The organism is Allobosea thiooxidans, from assembly GCF_900168195.1.
GTDB lineage: Bacteria > Pseudomonadota > Alphaproteobacteria > Rhizobiales > Beijerinckiaceae > Allobosea > Allobosea thiooxidans.
In genome coordinates this window covers 300433-319866 of sequence record NZ_FUYX01000005.1, presented here as the reverse complement: position 1 = coordinate 319866, position 19434 = coordinate 300433, and the positions used below count along the sequence as shown (strand labels likewise).

Genomic DNA, 19434 nt, shown 5'->3' with positions numbered 1-19434 from the left:
ATGGGCGTGCCGCTCATCCGTCTCGCGGGCGTCCGGCGCGACTTCGGCACGGGCGAGGCGACCGTCGCCGCGCTCGACGGCGCCGACCTCGTGATCGAGGCCGGCGAGATGGTCGCGATCGTCGGCCAGTCCGGCTCCGGCAAGTCGACGCTGATGAACATCATCGGCTGCCTCGACCGGCCGACCGGCGGCAGCTACGAGATCGACGGCCGCCCGACGCGGGAACTCGATCCCGACGAGCTCGCCCGGCTCCGGCGCGAATATTTCGGCTTCGTCTTCCAGCGCTATCATCTGCTCTCCGAACTGACGGCGCTCGCCAATGTCGAGGTGCCGGCGATCTATGCCGGCATCCCGCCCGGCCCGCGCCAGAGCCGCGCCGCCATGCTGCTCGACCGGCTTGGCCTCGGCAGCCGCATGACGCACCGGCCTTCCGAGCTCTCCGGCGGCCAGCAGCAGCGCGTCTCGGTGGCGCGCGCGCTGATGAACGGTGCCCGCGTCCTCCTCGCCGACGAGCCGACCGGCGCGCTCGACCGCAAGAGCGGCGAGGAGATGCTCGCCCTGATCGAGGAGCTCAACCGCGAGGGCCACACGGTCATCCTCGTCACCCACGACATGAACGTCGCCAACCGGGCCCACCGGATCATCGAGCTGAGCGACGGCCGGATCGTCGCCGACCGGCGCACCGCGCCGGGCTCGGAGAAGATGCCGCCGCCCTCCCCGGTGCCGCCGCCGGCCGGGCGCCTGCGCGCCGGGCTCGGCCGGCTCCGGGAGGCGTTCGGCATGGCGGTGCGGGCCATGACCGCCCACAAGCTGCGCACGACGCTGACCATGCTCGGCATCGTCATCGGCATCGCCGCCGTGGTCAGCGTCGTCGCGCTCGGCGAAGGCGCGCGGCAGCGCGTGCTCCAGAACATCTCCGGCCTCGGCACCAACACCCTCGAGATCTTCCCCGGCGCCGGCTTCGGCGATCTGCGCTCCGGCCGGGTGAAGACGCTGACCGTGCTCGACGCCCAGGTGCTCGCCGGCCAGCCCTACGCGGCGAGCGTGACACCGACGGTGACGACCAGCGCCACGGTCCGCTTCGGCAATGTCGAGGCGACGGCGCAGGTCAACGGCGTCAGCGAGCGCTATTTCGACGTGCGCGGCAGCGTGCTGACGCATGGTTCCTTCTTCGACACGGCCGATGTCCGCACCCTCGCGCAGGACGTCGTGATCGACGAGAACGCGCGCAGCGTGCTGTTCCCGCAGGGCCCCGCCGACCCCGTCGGCACCGTGATCCTGATCGGCTCCGTGCCGAGCCGGATCGTCGGCGTCATCCGCCAGCAGCAGGGCGGCTTCGGCGGCAGCCAGAACCCGCAGGTCTTCCTGCCCTACACCACCGTGCAGGGCCGCTTCCTCGGCGATCTCTCGCTGCGCAGCATCACCCTGCGCGTCGACGACGAGACGCCGATGGCCGCTGCGCAGGAGGCCGTGACGGAACTCCTGACCCACCGCCACCGCGCCAAGGACTTCTTCATCCTGAACCAGGACGAGATCCGCAACACCATCACCAGCACCACACAGACGATGACGCTGATGATCTCCTCGATCGCGGTGATCTCGCTGCTCGTCGGCGGCATCGGGGTGATGAACATCATGCTGGTCTCGGTGATCGAGCGCACCAGCGAGATCGGCCTGCGCATGGCCGTCGGCGCGCGCCGCAGCGACATCCTGCAGCAATTCCTGATCGAGGCCTCGCTGGTCTGCTTCATCGGTGGCGCACTCGGCATCGCGCTGGCGCTCGCGGTCGGCTTCCTTTTCGAGGCTTCGGGCTCGCAGCTGAGCTTCATCTATTCCGGCGAGGCCTTCGCCGCGGCCATCGCCTGTTCGACGCTGATCGGCCTGACCTTCGGCTTCCTGCCGGCCCGCAATGCCGCGAGGCTCGACCCGGTCGCCGCGCTGGCGCGGGACTAGCCCTTTCGGCCGCGCCGCAAGGGCGCCTCCGGCAGGAGGCGGCCCGCTCCCGACAGGATGGTGGCAGCCAGCGCCCGCGCCGCCTCCTGATGCGACTGGCCGCCGATGACGACGAATTCGATCGTCCCGAGCTCCGGCAGCACCTCGGGCGGCTCGACCTCGGCGAGGCCGGGCGGGATCAGCCGGGCCGAATGCGCGGTAATGCCGAGCCCGGCCACCGTCGCCGCGCGCAGGCCGGCGAGACTGCCGCTGGTGCAGGCGACGCGCCAGGCCCGCCCGGCCTGCTCCAGCGTCTCGATCGCATGGATGCGCGTGATGCTCGGCGGCGGGTAGAGCACCAGCGGCACCTCGCGCTGCTCCGCCAGCCGCATGCCGGGACGTCCAACCCAGACCAGACGCTCCTGCCAGGCGACCTCGCCACGCGCATCACCCTTGCGGCGCTTGGCGAAGATCAGGTCGAGATCGCCGGCATCGTATTGCTCGTAGAGCAGGCCGCTCAGGCCCACCGTCAGCTCCAGATCCACCGCATGGTGCTGCATGGCGAATTCGGCGAGGATCTCCGGCAACGCCGTATAGGCGAAATCCTCGGACACCCCGAGCCTGAGCCGCCCGCGCAGCGTCGAGCCCCTGAGGTAACGCTCGATCCGCCGCCCCGCCTCGAGCGCCTCCCGCGCGAAGGGCAGGATGGCGTCGCCATCCGGCGTCGGGCGCACCTCATGCGTGTCGCGCTCCAGCAGCCTTCGCCCAACCCGCCGCTCCAGCCGGGCGACATGCTGGCTGACCGAGGATTGGCGCAGCCCGAGCTGGCGCGCGGCCTCCGTGAAGCTCAGCGTCTCGCAGACCTTGAGGAAGCTCAGCAGCAGGACCGGGTCGAGCGGCTTGATGTCCGAATTCATGATTATCACAATTCATGATGAGCGATATCATGTCCAGTCCGGATCAAAATGATCCGGAAACGGATTAGAAGGCGGCGCTTCACTGGAAGGACCGCAGATGATCCGCCGCACCCTCGCCCGCTTCGGCATCGACGCCTATCTCATCGCGCTCATGGCGACGGTCGCGGTCGCCGCGGTGCTGCCGGCCCATGGCGTCGGCGCCACGGTCGCCAATGGCGCCGTGTCGGTGGCCGTCGCCCTGCTGTTCTTCCTCTACGGCGCGCGGCTGTCGCCGCTGGCAGTGTGGGAGGGGCTGCTGCACTGGCGCCTGCAGTCGCTGGTCTTCGCCAGCACCTATGTGCTCTTCCCGCTGCTCGGGCTCGTCCTGGCCCGCACCTTCGGCGGCTGGCTGCCGCGCGAGCTCGTCGCCGGGCTGATCTTCCTCTGCATCCTGCCCTCGACCGTGCAGTCCTCGATCGCCTTCACCGGGATCGCGCGCGGCAATGTCGCCGCCGCCTTGTGCAGCGCCTCGGTCTCCAACCTCTTCGGCATGGTGCTGACGCCGCTGCTCGTCGTGCTGCTGCTCGATTCCAAGGGCGGCGGCTTCAGCACCCAGGCGATCGAGAACATCGCCCTGCAGCTCCTGCTGCCCTTCGTCGCCGGCCAGCTGCTGCGCCGCTGGATCGGCCCCTTTCTGCAGCGCCACAAGGCGCCGCTCTCGCTGGTCGATCGCGGCTCGATCCTGCTCGTCGTCTATGCCGCCTTCAGCGAAGGCATGGTGGCCGGCATCTGGTCCCAGGTCACGCTCGGCGACCTCGCCCTCGTCAGCCTGCTCGGCCTCGCCCTGCTCGCGGCCGTACTGGTGACCACCACCCTCGCCAGCCGCCGCCTCGGCTTCTCGAAGGAGGACGAGATAGCCATCGTCTTCTGCGGCTCGAAGAAGAGCATGGCGAGCGGCATCCCGATGGCGAACATCCTGTTCCCCGGGCAGGCGCTCGGCCTGATCGTGCTGCCGCTGATGCTGTTCCATCAGGCTCAGCTCGTCGCTTGCGCCGTGCTGGCACAGCGTTACGCCCGGCGCTCCGAGCCGGAAGGCACCGCCGCGTCCATCCCGGCCGTCGCCAGTCCTTCAGCCGCGGGCGCGCGATAGACATCCGCGCCTGGAACCCATGCCGCGCCTGGCGGTTGATCTCCTGCACGGCCATCCGTGCATGGGCTGAAACCAGGATTCCCCGCCGCGGACGGGGAGCGATCATGGAGACCAGGCATGCAGGACGAGAAATCCCAGCGCGAGATCAGGAAGATCGCCTACGCCCTGTGGCTGAAGGACGGCCAGCCGGAAGGCCGCGACCGCGAGCATTGGGAAGCGGCCAAGGAAATCTGGGCCTTCCGCAGCCATAACCATGTGTTGACGGATGACGAGGGGGAATCCCCCCGTCAGCAGCGGGCCGACAAATCGGCTTCCGCCGGCCGGAGCGCGGGCGGCGGGACGCGCCGGCAGATGGCCTGAGGATCAGCGTCCGTCAGGGGCAGACATAGCCGCCGGCATTGGGAGCGCAGCGCGCCCCGGTCGGCAGCACCAGCGCGCCGGAACGATCGCGCTTCACATAGTCGCCATTGGGCAGGAGGAAGCCGCCGGTCGAATCCGGGGTGACGCGCGTGCCATCCGGCAGGGCGAGTTGTGCGCCGTCGCGCATGATCTGCTTGCCGGCCGCGGCTTGCGGAACGGGCGGGCGGCCCTGCGAGACGCAGCCGGCCATGAGGATGGCGAGCCCGCCGACGACGAGAGTAGTCCTGATCATGATCTCCGTTCCTGGTCCTGGCGGCGAGGCGCTTCGCCTCGCCGGAGAAGTGACGCGGATTGGTCTTGAGGAAGGTCCGCTGAAATCCGCCTTGGGCGGCGGTAACGTCAGTACCAGACCCAGCGGCAGACACGCACCCGGCGGCCGTACCGACCGCGGCGAATGGTGCAGACCTGGCGCCTGCGTCGCGGACGCCGCCGCCAATACTGGGCCTGCTCCACCGGCGTCCCGTCGGGAAGGCTCAGTGCAGGTGCAGCGGGAGCCGCTCCACGAACCGGTTCTGCTGCCTGCGCGGCGGGTGCCGCCTGCGCCTCGCCGGTGCCGGCAATGGCAGCTCCGGCCGACAGCGCGAAGATGCCGAGAATGAACCTACGTCGCTCCATGAGTTTCTCTCCGGATTGATTCGGGCTCGCAAGGCTACCTCCCTCCCGACGCAAGGGGCAAACCACAGCTACCGCGCCTGAAGCCTTCAGGAGACGAAATCCGCCCTCATCGGCGTGAACACATCGACCAGAACCCCGGCTTCGAGCGCCTTCGCGCCATGCACGGCGCCGGGCGGCACGGTGAAGCTGTCGCCGGCCCGCAGCCGCTCGGTCCGCCCGGAGATCGTGATCTCGAAGACGCCGCTTTCGACCAGCGAGCACTGGATATGCGGATGGCTGTGCGCCGGGCCGACGGCACCGGCTTCGAACCGCACCCGCACCATCATCACCTCGTCGCGATAGGTCAGGATCTTGCGCGTCACGCCTTCGCCGGCCGGCTCCCAGCCAAGGTCGGCGTCGCGGGCGAAGGGTTCGTTCCTGCGGTCCATCTCGGCCTCCTCAGCGCGCGAGCCAGCCGCCATCGACCGGCAGGACGACGCCATGGACATAGGCGGCGGCATCGGAAGCGAGGAACACCGCCGCCCCGCCCAGCTCCTGCGGCTGCCCCCAATGCCCCGCCGGGATGCGGCCCAGGATCGCAGCATTGCGCTCCGGATCGGCGCGCAGGGCTTCCGTGTTGTTGGTCACGAAATAGCCAGGCGCGATGGCGTTGACGTTGATGCCCTTCCCCGCCCATTCGCAGGCGAGCAACCGCGTCAGCCCGGCAAGCCCGCTCTTAGAGGCGGTGTAGGAGGGGATGCGGATGCCGCCCTGGAAGGCGAGCAGCGAGGCGATGTTGACGACCTTGCCGCCCTTGCCGTCGGCGAGCATGCGCCTGGCCACGGCCTGGGTCAGGAAGAAGGTCGACTTCAGGTTGACGTCCATCACCGCGTCCCAGTCGGCCTCGGTGAAGTCGATCGCATCGGCCCGGCGGATGATGCCGGCATTGTTGACCAGAATGTCGAGCCGGGATCCGTCGGCCTGCGCGGCGGCCTCCGCCTCCGCGACGATCCGCGCGATCGGCTCCAGCGTCGCGAGGTCGGCGCTGATCTCATGGAAGGGCCTGGCCGTCTCCGCGACCAGCGCCTTCGTCTCGGCCATGCTGGAACGGCCAACCGCGACGATGCCGGCGCCGGCCCGGGCGAGCGCGACCGCGATCGCCTGACCGAGGCCCGTATTGGCCCCGGTGACGATCGCGGTCCGGCCGCACAAGTCGAAAAGCGAGGACATCAGCGCAGGTCCCCGGTCGCGACCATGTCCATGTCGGTGTAGTCGACATTGTCGCCGCCCATGCCCCAGATGAAGGAATAGGCCTTCGTCCCGACACCGGAATGGATCGACCAGCCCGGCGAGAGGATCGCCTGCTCATTGGCGACGACGAGGTGCCGGGTCTCCTGCGGCTCGCCCATCAGATGGAAGACGCGGGCGTCAGTGGGGACGTCGAAATAGAGATAGACCTCGCAGCGCCGGTCATGGACATGCGCAGGCATGGTGTTCCAGATGCTGCCCTCCTCCAGCGTGGTCACGCCCATCACGAGCTGGCAGGTCTCGCAGACACCCGGGATGATGTACTGGCGGATGACGCGCTTGTTGGCAGTCGCCTGCTCGCCGAGCGCGATCGTCTTGGCGTCGGCCTCCTTGATCACCTTGGTCGGATGCACGGCATGGGCCGGCGTCGAGAGCAGGTAGAACTTGGCGGGGTTGCCGGCATCGTCGCTGGCGAAGGAGACCTCGCCCGCCTCCTTGCCGACATAGAGCGCATCGCGCTTGGCGAGAGCATAGTCCTCGCCGCCGACAGAAACCCGGCCCGGCCCGCCGACATTGACGATGCCGAGCTCGCGCCGCTTGAGGAAGGCATCGGTGCCGACGGCCTTCGGCGTCGGCAGCACGACCGCCTTGCCGGTCGGCATGGCGCCGCCGACGACGACGCGGTCGAGATGGCTGTAGGTCAGCTTCACCTCGCCGGGCGCGAACAGCGTCTCGATCAGGAAATGGCGCCTGAGCTCCGCCGTGTCGAAGCCCTTGACGGCCTCGGGATGGGAAACCTGGCGAATTTCGATGGTCATGATCGGTCCTTCAGTGGAACAGGCGCGGCAGCCAGAGCGACAGGCCGGGCACATAGGTGACGAGCAGGAGCACGGCGACGCTGGCGCCGTAGAAGGGCCAGATCGTACGCATCGACTCGCCGATGGAAATGCGGCCGATGGCGCAGGCGACGAACTGCACCGAGCCGACCGGCGGCGTGTTCAGCCCGATGCCGGCATTGAGGATCAGGATGACGCCGAAATGGATCGGGTCGACGCCGAAGGCCTTCACCACCGGCAGGAAGATCGGCGTGCAGATGATGATCATCGGCGCCATGTCCATGAAGGTGCCGAGCACCAGCAGGATCAGGTTGATCATCAGCAGGATCACGATCGGGTTGTCGGAGACGGCCTTCATCGCCGCGATCATCGTCAGCGGCACCTGCAGGAAGGCCATCAGCCAGCCGAAGGCGCCGGCCGTGCCGATCACCAGCAGCACCATCGCGGTCGTCCGCACGGCCCCGAGCGTCGCTTCGACGAACGCCGTCCAGCTGAGCTGGCGATAGACGAAGATGGTGACGAGGATGGCGTAGACGACCGCGACGCAGGAGGACTCGGTCGCGGTGAAGACGCCGGAGCGGACGCCGCCGAAGATGATGCCGATCAGCAGGATGCCGGGCAGCGCCAGCACCACGTAGCGACCGACGGTGGCGAAGCCCGGAAAGGCCTCGCGTGGATAGCCGCGCTTCACCGCGACCGCCCAGGCGGCTACCATCAGCGCAGCGCAGAGCAGCAGGCCCGGCAGGATACCGGCCGTGAACAGGTCCGCGATCGAGAGATTGCCGCCCGCCGAAAGCGAATAGATGATCATGTTGTGCGAGGGCGGGATCAAGAGCGCGATGATCGCCGCATTCGCGGTGACGTTCACCGCATAGTCGGCGTCGTAGCCGCGCTTCTTCATCTGCGGGATCATCAGCCCGCCGACCGCCGAGGCGTCGGCAACCGCCGAGCCGGAGATGCCGCCGAACAGCGTGCAGGTGACCACGTTCACCTGCCCCAGCCCGCCGCGCAGATGGCCGACGAGGCTCGCCGCCATCTGGATCAGCCGCTCGGCGATGCCGCCGCGGATCATCAGGTCGCCGGCATAGATGAAGAACGGGATCGCCATCATGGCGAAGGCGTTCATGCCGGAATTCATCTGTTGGAAGACGACGACGGGTGGCAGGCCCATATAGGCCACGGTCGCGATCGAGGCGATGCCGAGGCAGAAGGCGACGGGCACGCCGATCAGCAGCAGGAGCGCGAAGACGCCGAAGAGAACCCAGAGTTCCATCGCTCAGACTTCCTGCGCCGAGCCGAAATGGGTGAAGCCGAGCGGCGCCTGCTGCGATCCCGTGACGAAGAGCAGGATCTTCTCCAGCGCGAACAGCGCGATCAGCGCCCCGCCGGCCGCGATCGGGACATAGTCCCAGCCGCGCGAGATGCCGATGATCGGCATCCGGTCGCTCCAGGTGCCGATCGCGAGCTCGGCGCCATAGACGAGCATGGCGAGGCCGAAGAGGCAGACCAGCCCCTCGCCCAGCACGATCAGGACGGCGCGCAGCGGCGGCGGCGACAGCACCAGCCCCACTTCGAAGCCGAGATGGTCGCTCTCGCGCACGCCGACGGCGGCACCGAGCAGGATGAACCAGGACATCAGGAACAGCGATCCGGCCTCGACCCAGATCGGCGTGTCGTTCAGCACATAGCGGCCGAAGACGCCCCAGGCCACCATCGCCGTCATCAGGACGAGGCCTGTCCCGGCGGCGACCAGGGCGAACAGGCTGAGCTTGGCATCGAGGCGGGTCAGGAAAGCGGTGAAGGCGCGCATGGGGCGTCCGTGGATACGGGGTTTCATCCTGAGCCCTCATCCTGAGGAGCCGCGAAGCGGCGTCTCGAAGGATGGTTCCAGTGGTTTCTGGATCATCCTTCGAGACGCGATCTGCGATCGCTCCTCAGGATGAGGGCTTTGGAAATCGGGGCGGCCCGAAAGCCGCCCCGCCTCAGCGAGGCTCAGTTCACCGCCTGGATGGCGGCGACCATCTCCTTGAGCTTCGGATCGGTGACGAACTTGTCGTAGACCGGCTTCATCGCGTCGACGAAGGGCTGCTTCTCGACCGCGTTGATCTGCGCCCCGCCGGCCTTGACCTTGGCCTCGGACTCCTTCTCGCGCGCGTCCCAGAGCTCGCGCATCTTGGCGACGGATTCCTTCGCGGCGGCCTTGATCAGCGCCTGGTCGGCGGCGTTGAACCTGGCGAAGCTCTTCTTCGACATCACCAGCGCCTCCGGCGACAGCGAGTGCTCGGTCTGCGAATAGTACTTCGAAACCTCGAAGTGGCGCGTCGATTCATAGGACGGCCAGTTGTTCTCGGCGCCGTCGATCACGCCGGTCTGGAGCGCCGAATAGACCTCGCCGAACGGCATCGGCGTGGCGTTGGCGCCGAGCGCCGAGACCAGCGCGACGAACATGTCCGACTGCTGGACGCGGATCTTCAGCCCCTTCATGTCGGCCGGGCTCTTGATGGCGCGCTTGGAGTTGTAGAACGAGCGCGAGCCGGAATCGTAGAAGGCGAGGCCGACGAGGTCGTGCTTCTCGAACTCCTTCAGCAGATTGTCGCCGATCGGTCCGTCCATGACCTTCCGCATGTGCTCGACCGAGCGGAAGATGAAGGGCAGCGAAGGGATGTTGGTCGCCGGGATCAGGTTGTTGAACGGCGCCATGTTGATGCGGTTCATGTCGATGACGCCGAAGCGCGTCTGGTCGATCGTATCCTTCTCCTGGCCGAGTTGGGCCGAGTGAAAGACGTTGATCTTGATGCGGCCCTGGCTGCGCTCCTCGAGCAGCTTGCCCATGTGGCGGACCGCCTCGACGGTCGGGTAGTCGGTCGGGTGGATGTCTGCCGATCGCAGCGTCACGTTCTGCGCGAGAGCGGCGCCCGCCGTCGCGGCCGAAAGGGCCAGGGCGGCGGTCAGGGAAAAGAAAATGCGGCGTGCGGTCATCGATGCGTTCTCCCCAAATGGTTTCGAGCGCCTCGCCGTTTGCCGGCTTGTCCGATGGCGCTTCCGACGTAAGCTCTGCCGCAGCGCCGTGCTTGGCTGCGGCATTGATTGTATGGTAGTATGTTGCTGTATGGTACGCAACAGACCATGGAGGGGTTTGACTTGAGTCTTTCGTTGGCGGCGCCCGCCGCCTTCCCCGGCATCTCGGCGGCCGGGCGCGTCGAGGCTGAACTGCGCCGGGCGATCATCGCGCTCGAGCTGCCGCCCGGCACGCGCCTGTCCGAACAGGAGATCGCGCTGAAATACGGCGTCTCGCGCCAGCCGGTGCGCGAGGCGCTGATCGCGCTCGCCAAGACCCGCCTCGTCGACGTGCAGCCGCAGCGCGGCACGGTCGTGGTCAAGTTCTCCGTCCGCAAGATGATGGAGGCGCGCTTCGTTCGGGAGGCGGTCGAGGTCGCGATCGTCCGCCAGGCCTGCCTGTCCTTCGCCGCCCAGAGCCGGCAGCGGATCGCCGACCTGCTCGAGATGCAGGAGAAGGCGGCCCAGCGCGACGACCACGCCGCCTTCCAGCGCTATGACGAGCTGTTCCACATCGAGCTGACCGAAGGCGTCGGCATGCCGCTCGCCTGGGAGGCGATCCGGGACATCAAGGCGCATATGGACCGGGTCTGCCAGCTCACCCTGCCGGGACCGGAGGCGATGCAGCCGCTGGTGCTGCAGCATCGCAGGATCATGGCCGCGATCGACGACGGCGACGCCACCGGAGCCGAAGCCGCGATGCGGCATCACCTGACCGAGATCCTGCGCGCCCTGCCCCGGACCGAGGCGGCGCATCCGGATCTGTTCGAGTAGCGGGCAGGCCTGGCAGCGCAGGGCGGGCGCGACGACGAGGACCGGCCGGAAAGGATGGCCGAATCCGGCTCTTTCCTGTTTCATGCGTCGCGCCGCGGACGAATGGACGGCCGATGACCCTCGCACTGCTCAAGCGCCTGCTGGAACCCCGCTCGATCGTGGCGATCGCCGGATCGCCCGAAGCGGCCCTGCTGGCCGACCAGCTCCGTGCCGGCTCCTATCGCGGCCCCCTCGCCGTCTTCGACAGCCTCGACACCGCCGCCTTTCCGCCAGGGGTCGATCTCGTCATCGCCCCGGCCGCGGTCGCAGCCGAAGCCGCCGTCGCCGCGAGGCCTTCCGGCGCGGCCGGGCTCCTGGTGCCGGACGGCGGCGGCAAAGACGTCGCGGTCCTGCGGGCGGCCGCACGCGAAGCCGGCCTGAGGCTGGTCGGTCCCGATTCGCTCGGGATCGCCGCGCCGCGGCTCAGCCTGAACGCGACCGCCGTCGCCGTTCACCCGCAGCCCGGCTCGCTGGCACTGGTGGCTCAGTCGAACTCCATCGCCGCCGGCATCCTGGCCTGGGCAGCGAGCCGCGAGATCGGCCTGTCGGGAGCCGTGGTGCTCGGCGAAGGCGCCGATGTCGACGTGGCCGACTGCCTCGATCACTTCGCCACGGACGTCTTCACCCGCTCGATCCTGCTCGCCATCGACGACGTCTCGGACGCGGCGCGCTTCCTGTCCTCCGGACGGGCGGCCGCGCGCCTCAAGCCGGTCCTCGTCCTGAAGCCGCCGAAGCCCGTATCGCCACGATCGGCGCTGACCCATGCGGCGCTGATCGTGACGAGCGATGCGGCGCATGACGCGGCCTTCCACCGCGCCGGGCTGCTACGCGTCAACGATCTCGACGAGCTCTTCGCGGCCGCCGAGACGCTCGGCCGGGCGCGCGCGGCCGAGGCTGGGCGGCTCGCCATCGTCAGCAATGGCGAGGGGCTGGCGGCCCTCGCTGCCGGGCGCCTGCGCCAGATCCCCGGCGCAGCGGCAGTGCCGGCACCCCGGCTGGTGCGGACGGCTGCGGAATACCATGCCGCGACGGCGGAACTCCTCGCCGAGCCACAGGTCGACGCTGTGCTGGCGCTCAACGCCCCGCTCGCGCCGGTCGACCCCGCCGACTGCGCCCGCGAGATCATCCGGGCGCGCGACGCAGCGCCGCTGCGCAAGCCGGTCCTCGCCGCCTGGGTCGGCGCCGGCGCCGAGACCGTGGCGCTGTTCGCGGCGGCCGGCATCCCTTCCTTCGCGACGGAGACCGAGGCCATCATCGGCTTCCAGCACCTGACGCGCCACGCCCGGCTGCTGGCGGAACTGATGGCGACGCCGCCCTCGCACGGCGAGGACGACCTGCCCGATCTCGCCGCGGCACGGGCGATCGTCGAGCGCGCGCTCGGCGAGGGCCGGCACTGGCTCGACCCGGAGGAAGTCGCCGACCTGCTGGCGCTGTTCCGGATCCCCATGCTCAGGCCCGTGGTGGTCGCCGACGCTGCCGCCGCAGCCGCCGCGGCCCGCCCGCATTTCGCCGCCGGGCGAACCGTGGCGCTCAAGATCGTTTCGCCGGACGTCCCGCATAAATCGGATGTCGGCGGCGTCGAACTCGACCTTGCGAGCGAGGCGGCGGTCATCGCCGCCGCCGGGCAGATGGCCGAGCGGCTGCGCCAGCTGCGGCCGCAGGCGCGCCTGAGCGGCTTCTCCGTCCAGCCCATGGCCCATCGCGCCAAGGCGCGCGAGCTGATCGCCGGCTTCGCCACCGATGCCTGTTTCGGCCCCGTCGTCGTCTTCGGCCGCGGCGGCACCGCGGCGGAGCTGATCGCCGACATCCATGCCGCGCTGCCGCCGCTCGACATGGCCTCGGCCGAAGGCTTGATCTCGCGCACCCGCGTCTCGCGTATCCTGGCGGCCTATCGCGACGTTCCCGCAGCCGACCGGCAGGCGGTCGCGGCGGTTCTGGTCGCGCTCGGCCAGATGGCTTCGGACCTGCCCGAGATCCGCGAAATCGACCTCAACCCGATCCTGGCCGATGCGACCGGGGCTGTCGCGGTCGATGCGCGCATCGTGCTCGAGCCCGATCCGCAGCGCCGCCGGCGCCCGGCAATCCGCCCCTATCCGGCGAGCTGGACGCGCCAGCTGGCCCTGGGCGAGCGCCGCTTCGCCGTACGGCCGATCAAGCCGGAGGACGAAGTCGCAATCGGGGAGATGCTGAAGCGGGTCACGCCCGAGGATCTGCGGCTACGCTTCTTCGCGCCGCTGAAGAGCTTCAGCCACGCTTTCCTCGCCCATCTCACCCAGCTCGACTATGCGCGCGAGATGGCCTTCATCGCCTTCGAGGAAGCGACGGGGGACGCCGCCGGCGCAGTCCGGCTCCACGCCGATCACGGCCATGTCGCGGCGGAATACGCCATCCTGCTGCGCTCCGACCTCAAGGGCATGGGGCTCGGCCGCGAGCTGATGATCCTGATCATCGAATGGGGCCGAGCCGAGAAGCTGCAGCGCATCCATTCCCAGGTCCTCGCCGAGAACGGGCCGATGCTTGCGCTCTGCCGCAGCCTCGGCTTCGAGGTCACGCTCGATCCCGACGACACCTCCCTGCGCCGCGTCAGCCTCGACCTCACGGCGCCGGGCCGCCCACCGACCGGCTGATCGGCGGGCGCGTCCATGTCGGCCCTAGCTCTGCGTCGCGTCCGAATTGCAGCGCGCGAGCATGCGCGAGGCGGCGGTCACGCCCGTGAGCGAGAAGGTGTAGGTCGTGGTGTTGCCGCGCGCGGACTGCGCCTCCAGCACCATGTCCTGCCCTGCCCGCATGGCGGCGAGCAGCGCCGGCTCCCGCGCCAGGTTCTCGAGCCAGGCATTGCTGCCCTGCGTCAGCATGCGGAAATTATTGTCGCCGATGGTGATCGTGACAGTCGAGTCCTTGGCGAAGTTGTAGCCGGTCTGGAAGCTCGATTCGGTTTCGCTGCCGCTCTGGCCGGTCTGGACGAAGAAGACCACCTCGCCATGACGCAAGCTCGATGGTTCCTCGGCGGACGGCCTGCTCATGATGAAGCAATATTGTGTATCGCCCTTGGCGAAAGTGGCTGCATTCCAGGCGCTGAACTGTCCCAGCGAGGTGGGATTCGCGGCATGAGCTGCTGACACGGCGAAGAACGACAGGCAGGCTGCCGAAAACGCGGTTCTGATCATCAGTGTCTCCTTTCGCGATCAGGCTTGAAAGGAGAGCCTTACCGAGGCGTAAACATGGCGACATGATTCCTGCGGCGATCCGGCGCATCGGCTGTGCGCCGGGCGGCGGACGAGGCCGCCCAGCAAGGCCGGCTTGACCAGTTCAGCTGTCATTCCGTTAGATGGCAGCGGGGGGCGCAGCAGGAGCATTCATGCTACGCGCCATTGTTCTCGTCGTTGCGCTTCTCGCGCTTTCGCCACCTGCCAGCGCTTACGACAACGCCCTCAGCCGCGGGCTTGCGGATTTTCTCAATATCTTCAGCGAGCAACCGATTCCGCGCCGGACCGTGGCATGGAACGGCAGGCAAGCTCCGGGCACGATCGTGATTTCGACGAGCCAGCGGCGGCTCTACTACATCCTCGGAAACGGACAGGCGCTTCGCTACGGCGTCGGCGTCGGACGGCAAGGCTTCAGCTGGTCGGGCACCAAAACCGTCACCATGAAACGCGAATGGCCGAGCTGGAGGCCTCCCGCGCAGATGCTCAAGCGCCGTCCGGACTTGCCACGCTACATGCCCGGAGGGATGGACAATCCGTTGGGCGCGCGAGCGATCTACCTCGGATCGAGCCTCTATCGCATCCACGGCTCCAACGAGCCCGCCACGATCGGCGCGGCCGTCTCGTCGGGCTGCATCCGAATGACCAACCGCGACGTGGTGGATCTGTACGACCGGGTCAGGCTTGGCGGCAAAGTCGTCGTGCTGCGGTGACGGCGAAAATCGGCCCTCGGCAACATGACACCCGCCGAGTCCGCCCTCAAATCCTCGCTGGAAAAGCCGGTCTCTGAGGCCGGAAATGAAACCCATGGTTCCCCCTCAGACCGAAGGAGAAAAGGGTCTCGGGCCAAGCTGTAACCCCACATGCGCCAGCTGATGGCGGTATCGCCCGCCCAGTCGGCGCATGTGCTTCATTTCGGCGTATCGACTTATCTGGCGGCCTCGACCTGCTCGATCTCGCTTGGGCGCCAGCTCTTGTCGAAGAAGGACGGGAGCGGGCTGTAGAGGCGCAGGATCGTGAACCAGCCCTTCTTGGGATCGGTCTGAATCCAGTTGCCACGAGCGACGCCCTTAGGCTGCGTCGGGCTGAAATAAACCGTGGTGGTACCGTCGGCAGCCGCCTCGGCCGCGGGCGACGGGTAGCTCTGGCTGCCGGCACGCGGATATTTCTGCGGCGTTTGCAGCATCGAGCGCGTCTGGTTGTCATAGAGCGTGAAGGACCAGAACGCCGCCGCCGGAACATCCTTGGGCAGGGTCACCTTGTAGGTCTTCGCGCCATCGAAAGGCTTGCCGTCGGAGGCGAGGAAACCCATCAGGTACTGCGAGCCGACGCCGGGGATGCGCATGATCATGCCCGGTGAATCGAGCGTGTAGCCGTAGTAGAAGGCCGTGCGCGAATCCAGGGTGCGGGCGCCGGTCGGCGGCAAGGGCTTGAACATTCCCTTCTCGAACAGGGGCGGCGGCGTTTCGAAGAAGGCGCCGCCTTCCCACAGCATGCTGCCCCAGTGGGAATCCTTGTAATAGGCCCATTCGGGGTGCTTCATCGCATACCGCCAGTTGAGCGCCCGGCCCGTCGCCTGCCCCACCGCGGCCGCTTCGGACAGGATTCTCTTCATCCGCTCGTCCGGCTTGAACGCCTTGCCGTGCACGATCCCGATCGCGGCGAGCTGGCCCGCCAGCTCGATGTCATAGCTGGTGGCGGGCTGGCTCTGGACGTTCTCGTTGATCATCTCGAAGAAGCCGAAGTCGCTGGGCGGGATCGTGTTGAACGAGCGCCCGGAAGCTTCGATGAACTTCATCTCGGGAATCCTCGGCTCCGCGGCGATGCGTACGGACCCGTCGAGCGCCTGGGCGATGCTGGAGCCGAAAGCGCCGGGTTGGTAGGGATAGATCTTCAAGTTGCGCTTGATGTTGTCGACGGCCGGCTTCGGATTGTTGTCGATCAGGTTGGCGCGCGCGGCATAGAGCGCGAAGTTGGTCTTCGCACGGGCGACGAAGTAGCCGCCTTCCGGCAGCGCCCCCTGATAGTCCGGGCCGACGACCAGATATTTTCCGCCGAGCCCGCGATCCGGCCCGGGCGCCCCGATATCGATGATCCAGGAAAACCACATGTCGTTGATCGTGCCGATGCCGCCTGACGGCTGCTCGATCACGACCGGGCCTTTGCTCAGGTCGAGCCCGGCCATGTAGTAGATCGTGTCCGCATTGGCCGTCAGGAACAGCGAGCTCGAATCCATCAGCTCGGGGAAGATGATGACATCGCCGGGTTTGGCGCCGATCCCTTCCATCCCCTTGACGATGGCGAGCGCGGACGCGCCCCGGAAGCTGTTGTTGTAGACGTTGAGCGCGCGGGTGAAGTCCAGGGTGTCGTAGATCTTCCGCGCGGTTTCTTCGGTGGGTGCTCCGTCCCGGAACTCTAGCTTGCCCGCTCGCGTCTCGATCGCATCGGGCGCCGACAGCGATTCCACCGTTTTGGTCGATACGTCGGAGAATGCGGGGCCTGCCGCGAGAGCACAGGCAAGGCCGCTGATCAAAGCTCGGCGGATCATTCGAAATCCCTTCCATAGGCACGCGGAGTAAAGCCGTCGTCCGCTGATGCGGCTTCGGCGAACCCCATCAGCGCTACCGCGGCCCGAGGTTAGCGCCAGCGACATGCCGTCTGCTTGCCATTTCGCGCCATACTGAGAGACGTCGAGCCTCTTCGCCTGGTCATTTTTCCAGCGCTTATTCCGACGGCCTGGCAGGGACGAGGCTGTGGCGGCCGGCGTGGGCAATTCGCATTCGCCATCGAGGACATAGAAAGTCTCCTCCTGAACGCGCTGGACGTGCAGGTCGGTGGCGAATCCCACCGGGATCGTCCAGTCGAACATGCTCGTGTGCCTCGTATCCTCGCCGGTGACGAGGAAGGCCATGGGACGGCCGCGCAGCATGACTCCGTTCTTCTGTCCGGGCATGCGGATGACGGGAGCGGCGCTCATGTGATCCTCCACCGGCTGCGGATATCCAAGCGCAGAACCAGCTGATTCATCAGGCGTGGAACCGGGCGCATCATCGGACCGAAACCACGTCTGAAGCCGAAGCATATCTGGGCAATACGAGCCCGCTTACAGCATGACGGGCGTGCTCGTGATCTCGCCATGTTCAATCTCGCGATCGACAGCAAGCTTCGGGGATGCGACCTGGTTCGCCTACGTGTTGGCGATGTCGTCCTTGGAGGCACGGTTCGCTTACGAACGGCGATCGTTCAACAGAAGACCGGACGGCCGGTCCCATTTGAGCTAACCGAACCCGCCCGCGAGGCACTCACGGCGTGGCTCAGAACGAGAGGCCCTCGTGAAGAGAGTTGGCTCTTCCCGAGCTGCAGTCGGCCTGGCGATCACATCACAACGCGCCAGTACGGCCGCCTCCTCGACACCTGGGTGGCTTTGATTGGATTGGATCCAGAGCACTCCACGGAACTCGCAGCCTCCGCCGAACGAAGGTCGCATTGATCTACAAGCGCACCGGTAACCTGCGCGCCTGTCAGCTCCTTCTCGGCCATACAAAGCTGGAAAGCACCCTGCGCTACCTTGGCATCGAGGTTGACGACGCGCTGCTCCTTTCCGAGCAAACGGACCTATGGCACTTGGCACGGCGGTCACCCGCCGTGCCATCCTGAACATTGGCCAACGGCGACAGAGGGTCGTCCGATCCCCAAAAGCTCTCGCAGCGGAGGTCTGCTTTCCGGCAGGCAAGGCCGTCGTGACAGGAGGACTCCAACGGGTCGTGAGCCGTCTCAAGGTATGGCCCCAGGAGCGGGCGCTGACCACCGACATAAAACGACCCCGAATGGCTGTTCTGACCTCGCGGTATCAGTGTTTTGAGAGCGCTGGTCGTTCCTTATCGTGAATGGCGAGGCGCTCGACGATCGTCGCGTCGCCTGGTTCATGCCCACGATCTCCACGGGAATGAGCCGGGTCTCGTGCCCTAGTGTGGAGATCTCCCGAGCCCAATAATGAGCACTCACGCAGGCTTCCATCGCAACCAGGCAGCGTGGCTGGGCGGAGAAGAACTCTAGCACCAGAACCCGCCGGAGCCTCTTGCGGAACATGACCGAGCCGCTCGCGTCAGCCCCATGCGCCTGGAAGACAGCCTTCGCCAGATCGAGGCCAATGGTGGTGACTTCACTCACGGACGCCTCCTTTGCAGTGGTGCGCTCAAACACCACCACTTTGGCACTTCGATGCCGTCAGGGGCGTCCACCCCATCGCTTCTGGCGCTACGAAGGCCTGCAGTTCAGGCTCTGGCCTCGGAGAAAGTGCATGAACGCCTCGACAAGCTCGGTCCGTTGGCTGTGGGAGGGAAAGAGCACGCCGAAATTATAGGGCACGTCCGGCTCGAAACGGCGCCAAATCAGGCCTCGGGAGGTGAAGGCGCTGGCCGTATACCGATCGGTGATCGTGACTCCGACGCCATTGGCGACAAGCTCGCAAGCCACGGCGGCGATGGGCGTGTCGACGCGAATGTCCGGTATCGAGCCGGCATCATCGAGAGCGCGCTGCAGCGGCAGATGGGCAAAGCTGTCCCGCCCCTTTCCGACGAAGGCCAGCCCGTGCAGATCTCTCGGAGTAATGATGTCGCGCGCCGCAAGCGGATGGTCGGGCAGCATGACGCAAACCCCGATCGCAGGATCGAAAAGCTCGATATCGACCCCCGGCTTTTCCATCGGCAGCATCGCGAAGCCGATGTCGAACTGGCGGGTCGAGACCCAAGATGCGATCGTCTCTGAGCGCTGGACCTGGAGAGCGGCCGCGACACCGCGATGCTCCTCCAGGAAGCGCGCGAGCGCGGCCGGCAGGAACTGGTGAGCGAGTGCGGGCATGCTGACGATCCTGAGTTGCTCGACGCGCTGCTCCTTGATCTGGGCGGCTCGCTCGGCGATGCGCTCCAGACCGACGAAGCTGCGCTCGACTTCATCGTGAAGGGCCAGTGCCTCAGCCGTCGGCCAGTTGCGTCCATCCGCCCGCGTGAAAAGGGCAAAGCCCAGGCGTTCCTGCAGTTCCTTCAGCAACCTGGAGATGGATGGCTGCGAGGTGCGCAGCAGGCGCGCCGCCTGCGTGAAGCTGCCGACATGCAGCACGGCGTTGAAGGCCTCCCAGTGCTTGTGGCCAATTTGCGTCAAATCAAAACTCCCCGGGATCGAACGCCTCATACTCCGGTCAAACTCTGCTCGGCGAGCGGCAGCGCCCGCCGAACGAAGAGTTGCGCCCATATCAAATCCGGATCGAGCGATCCATACTTCGTCAA

At 67.2% G+C, this 19434-nt stretch carries 18 protein-coding genes and 2 pseudogenes; 7 read left to right on the top strand and 13 right to left on the bottom strand.

Annotated features, from left to right (window positions below; genetic code table 11):
- Entirely contained in the window at positions 1–1953 is a 1953-nt protein-coding gene (locus B5Y19_RS12040) for a MacB family efflux pump subunit (RefSeq protein WP_079591510.1), read from the top strand.
- Here the strand turns inward: B5Y19_RS12040 and B5Y19_RS12035 are convergent.
- The gene (locus B5Y19_RS12035; RefSeq protein ID WP_055727202.1) at positions 1950–2849 is read right to left on the bottom strand and encodes a LysR family transcriptional regulator; all 900 of its coding nucleotides are present in this window, start codon (positions 2847–2849) and stop codon (positions 1950–1952) included. The genes B5Y19_RS12040 and B5Y19_RS12035 overlap by 4 nt on opposite strands.
- Before the next feature lie 97 nt (positions 2850–2946).
- Between B5Y19_RS12035 and B5Y19_RS12030 the strand changes: the two genes are divergently transcribed.
- Together B5Y19_RS12030 and B5Y19_RS12025 are read left to right on the top strand one after the other, a co-directional pair.
- On the top strand, positions 2947–3978 hold the full coding sequence (locus B5Y19_RS12030; protein WP_055727203.1) for a bile acid:sodium symporter family protein: 1032 nt from the start codon (positions 2947–2949) through the stop codon (positions 3976–3978).
- A 117-nt stretch (positions 3979–4095) separates the two neighbouring features.
- Entirely contained in the window at positions 4096–4338 is a 243-nt protein-coding gene (locus tag B5Y19_RS12025) for a DUF2934 domain-containing protein (protein ID WP_055727204.1), read from the top strand.
- Positions 4339–4351: 13 nt separating this feature from the next.
- Here the strand turns inward: B5Y19_RS12025 and B5Y19_RS12020 are convergent, their stop codons facing one another.
- The 8 genes from B5Y19_RS12020 to B5Y19_RS11990 all read right to left on the bottom strand — a co-directional run bounded on the left by B5Y19_RS12020 (position 4352) and on the right by B5Y19_RS11990 (position 10055).
- Positions 4352–4630 (bottom strand): hypothetical protein, encoded by a 279-nt coding sequence (locus B5Y19_RS12020; protein ID WP_055727205.1) that lies wholly within the window; start codon positions 4628–4630, stop codon positions 4352–4354.
- A gap of 107 nt (positions 4631–4737) precedes the next feature.
- Entirely contained in the window at positions 4738–5013 is a 276-nt protein-coding gene (locus tag B5Y19_RS25675; protein ID WP_139384362.1) for a hypothetical protein, read from the bottom strand.
- A gap of 86 nt (positions 5014–5099) precedes the next feature.
- Positions 5100–5441, bottom strand: a complete 342-nt coding sequence (locus tag B5Y19_RS12015) for a cupin domain-containing protein (protein ID WP_055727342.1) — start codon at positions 5439–5441, stop codon at positions 5100–5102.
- Positions 5442–5451: 10 nt separating this feature from the next.
- The gene (kduD, locus tag B5Y19_RS12010) at positions 5452–6222 is read right to left on the bottom strand and encodes a 2-dehydro-3-deoxy-D-gluconate 5-dehydrogenase KduD (protein WP_055727206.1); all 771 of its coding nucleotides are present in this window, start codon (positions 6220–6222) and stop codon (positions 5452–5454) included.
- Positions 6222–7058, bottom strand: a complete 837-nt coding sequence (gene kduI, locus B5Y19_RS12005; protein WP_055727207.1) for a 5-dehydro-4-deoxy-D-glucuronate isomerase — start codon at positions 7056–7058, stop codon at positions 6222–6224. The genes kduD and kduI overlap by 1 nt, the downstream gene beginning before the upstream one ends.
- A 10-nt stretch (positions 7059–7068) precedes the next feature.
- The gene (locus tag B5Y19_RS12000) at positions 7069–8349 is read right to left on the bottom strand and encodes a TRAP transporter large permease (protein ID WP_055727208.1); all 1281 of its coding nucleotides are present in this window, start codon (positions 8347–8349) and stop codon (positions 7069–7071) included.
- A gap of 3 nt (positions 8350–8352) precedes the next feature.
- Complete coding sequence (locus tag B5Y19_RS11995; protein ID WP_244555570.1) at positions 8353–8913, bottom strand: TRAP transporter small permease; 561 nt, start codon at positions 8911–8913, stop codon at positions 8353–8355.
- A gap of 155 nt (positions 8914–9068) precedes the next feature.
- Positions 9069–10055, bottom strand: a complete 987-nt coding sequence (locus B5Y19_RS11990; RefSeq protein ID WP_055727210.1) for a TRAP transporter substrate-binding protein — start codon at positions 10053–10055, stop codon at positions 9069–9071.
- Between the two features lie 162 nt (positions 10056–10217).
- Here B5Y19_RS11990 and B5Y19_RS11985 point away from each other — a divergent pair, with 162 nt between their 5' ends.
- Entirely contained in the window at positions 10218–10907 is a 690-nt protein-coding gene (locus B5Y19_RS11985) for a GntR family transcriptional regulator (RefSeq protein ID WP_244555569.1), read from the top strand.
- A gap of 113 nt (positions 10908–11020) precedes the next feature.
- Positions 11021–13573, top strand: coding sequence for a bifunctional acetate--CoA ligase family protein/GNAT family N-acetyltransferase (locus B5Y19_RS11980; protein ID WP_055727212.1), 2553 nt, complete (start codon positions 11021–11023; stop codon positions 13571–13573).
- 24 nt (positions 13574–13597) lie between these two features.
- Here the strand turns inward: B5Y19_RS11980 and B5Y19_RS11975 are convergent, their stop codons facing one another.
- The gene (locus tag B5Y19_RS11975; protein ID WP_055727213.1) at positions 13598–14113 is read right to left on the bottom strand and encodes an invasion associated locus B family protein; all 516 of its coding nucleotides are present in this window, start codon (positions 14111–14113) and stop codon (positions 13598–13600) included.
- A gap of 191 nt (positions 14114–14304) precedes the next feature.
- On the opposite strand from B5Y19_RS11975, the gene B5Y19_RS11970 reads away from it, so the two are divergent.
- Positions 14305–14862 carry a L,D-transpeptidase gene (locus B5Y19_RS11970; protein ID WP_055727214.1) on the top strand — a complete coding sequence of 186 codons (558 nt, stop codon included), beginning with the start codon at positions 14305–14307 and terminating at the stop codon, positions 14860–14862.
- Between the two features lie 215 nt (positions 14863–15077).
- Here B5Y19_RS11970 and B5Y19_RS11965 read toward each other — a convergent pair whose 3' ends face one another.
- Positions 15078–16697: a DUF1254 domain-containing protein gene (locus tag B5Y19_RS11965; protein WP_055727215.1), complete on the bottom strand. Its 1620-nt coding sequence runs from the start codon at positions 16695–16697 to the stop codon at positions 15078–15080.
- Positions 16698–17285: 588 nt separating this feature from the next.
- On the opposite strand from B5Y19_RS11965, the pseudogene B5Y19_RS11960 reads away from it, so the two are divergent.
- Positions 17286–17806 (top strand): annotated as a pseudogene (locus tag B5Y19_RS11960) (tyrosine-type recombinase/integrase).
- A gap of 285 nt (positions 17807–18091) precedes the next feature.
- On the opposite strand, the pseudogene B5Y19_RS11955 reads toward B5Y19_RS11960, so the two are convergent.
- Positions 18092–18319: pseudogene (locus tag B5Y19_RS11955) on the bottom strand (IS110 family transposase); the annotation flags it as partial.
- Between the two features lie 87 nt (positions 18320–18406).
- Positions 18407–19399, bottom strand: coding sequence for a LysR substrate-binding domain-containing protein (locus B5Y19_RS11950; RefSeq protein ID WP_079591509.1), 993 nt, complete (start codon positions 19397–19399; stop codon positions 18407–18409).
- Between the last annotated feature and the right edge of the window lie 35 nt (positions 19400–19434).

What these genes read in the sequence shown, in the direction of transcription:
- B5Y19_RS11950 (WP_079591509.1), bottom strand. Translation starts at nt 19,399, where the DNA reads ATGGGCGCAACTCTTCGTTCGGCGGGCGCTGCCGCTCGCCGAGCAGAG.
- B5Y19_RS11965 (WP_055727215.1), bottom strand. Translation starts at nt 16,697, where the DNA reads ATGATCCGCCGAGCTTTGATCAGCGGCCTTGCCTGTGCTCTCGCGGCA.
- B5Y19_RS11975 (WP_055727213.1), bottom strand. Translation starts at nt 14,113, where the DNA reads ATGATCAGAACCGCGTTTTCGGCAGCCTGCCTGTCGTTCTTCGCCGTG.
- B5Y19_RS11990 (WP_055727210.1), bottom strand. Translation starts at nt 10,055, where the DNA reads ATGACCGCACGCCGCATTTTCTTTTCCCTGACCGCCGCCCTGGCCCTT.
- B5Y19_RS12020 (WP_055727205.1), bottom strand. Translation starts at nt 4,630, where the DNA reads ATGATCAGGACTACTCTCGTCGTCGGCGGGCTCGCCATCCTCATGGCC.
- B5Y19_RS12015 (WP_055727342.1), bottom strand. Translation starts at nt 5,441, where the DNA reads ATGGACCGCAGGAACGAACCCTTCGCCCGCGACGCCGACCTTGGCTGG.
- B5Y19_RS12000 (WP_055727208.1), bottom strand. Translation starts at nt 8,349, where the DNA reads ATGGAACTCTGGGTTCTCTTCGGCGTCTTCGCGCTCCTGCTGCTGATC.
- B5Y19_RS12040 (WP_079591510.1), top strand. Translation starts at nt 1, where the DNA reads ATGGGCGTGCCGCTCATCCGTCTCGCGGGCGTCCGGCGCGACTTCGGC.
- B5Y19_RS11995 (WP_244555570.1), bottom strand. Translation starts at nt 8,913, where the DNA reads ATGAAACCCCGTATCCACGGACGCCCCATGCGCGCCTTCACCGCTTTC.
- kduD (WP_055727206.1), bottom strand. Translation starts at nt 6,222, where the DNA reads ATGTCCTCGCTTTTCGACTTGTGCGGCCGGACCGCGATCGTCACCGGG.
- B5Y19_RS12025 (WP_055727204.1), top strand. Translation starts at nt 4,096, where the DNA reads ATGCAGGACGAGAAATCCCAGCGCGAGATCAGGAAGATCGCCTACGCC.
- B5Y19_RS12035 (WP_055727202.1), bottom strand. Translation starts at nt 2,849, where the DNA reads ATGAATTCGGACATCAAGCCGCTCGACCCGGTCCTGCTGCTGAGCTTC.
- kduI (WP_055727207.1), bottom strand. Translation starts at nt 7,058, where the DNA reads ATGACCATCGAAATTCGCCAGGTTTCCCATCCCGAGGCCGTCAAGGGC.
- B5Y19_RS12030 (WP_055727203.1), top strand. Translation starts at nt 2,947, where the DNA reads ATGATCCGCCGCACCCTCGCCCGCTTCGGCATCGACGCCTATCTCATC.
- B5Y19_RS25675 (WP_139384362.1), bottom strand. Translation starts at nt 5,013, where the DNA reads ATGGAGCGACGTAGGTTCATTCTCGGCATCTTCGCGCTGTCGGCCGGA.
- B5Y19_RS11980 (WP_055727212.1), top strand. Translation starts at nt 11,021, where the DNA reads ATGACCCTCGCACTGCTCAAGCGCCTGCTGGAACCCCGCTCGATCGTG.
- B5Y19_RS11970 (WP_055727214.1), top strand. Translation starts at nt 14,305, where the DNA reads ATGCTACGCGCCATTGTTCTCGTCGTTGCGCTTCTCGCGCTTTCGCCA.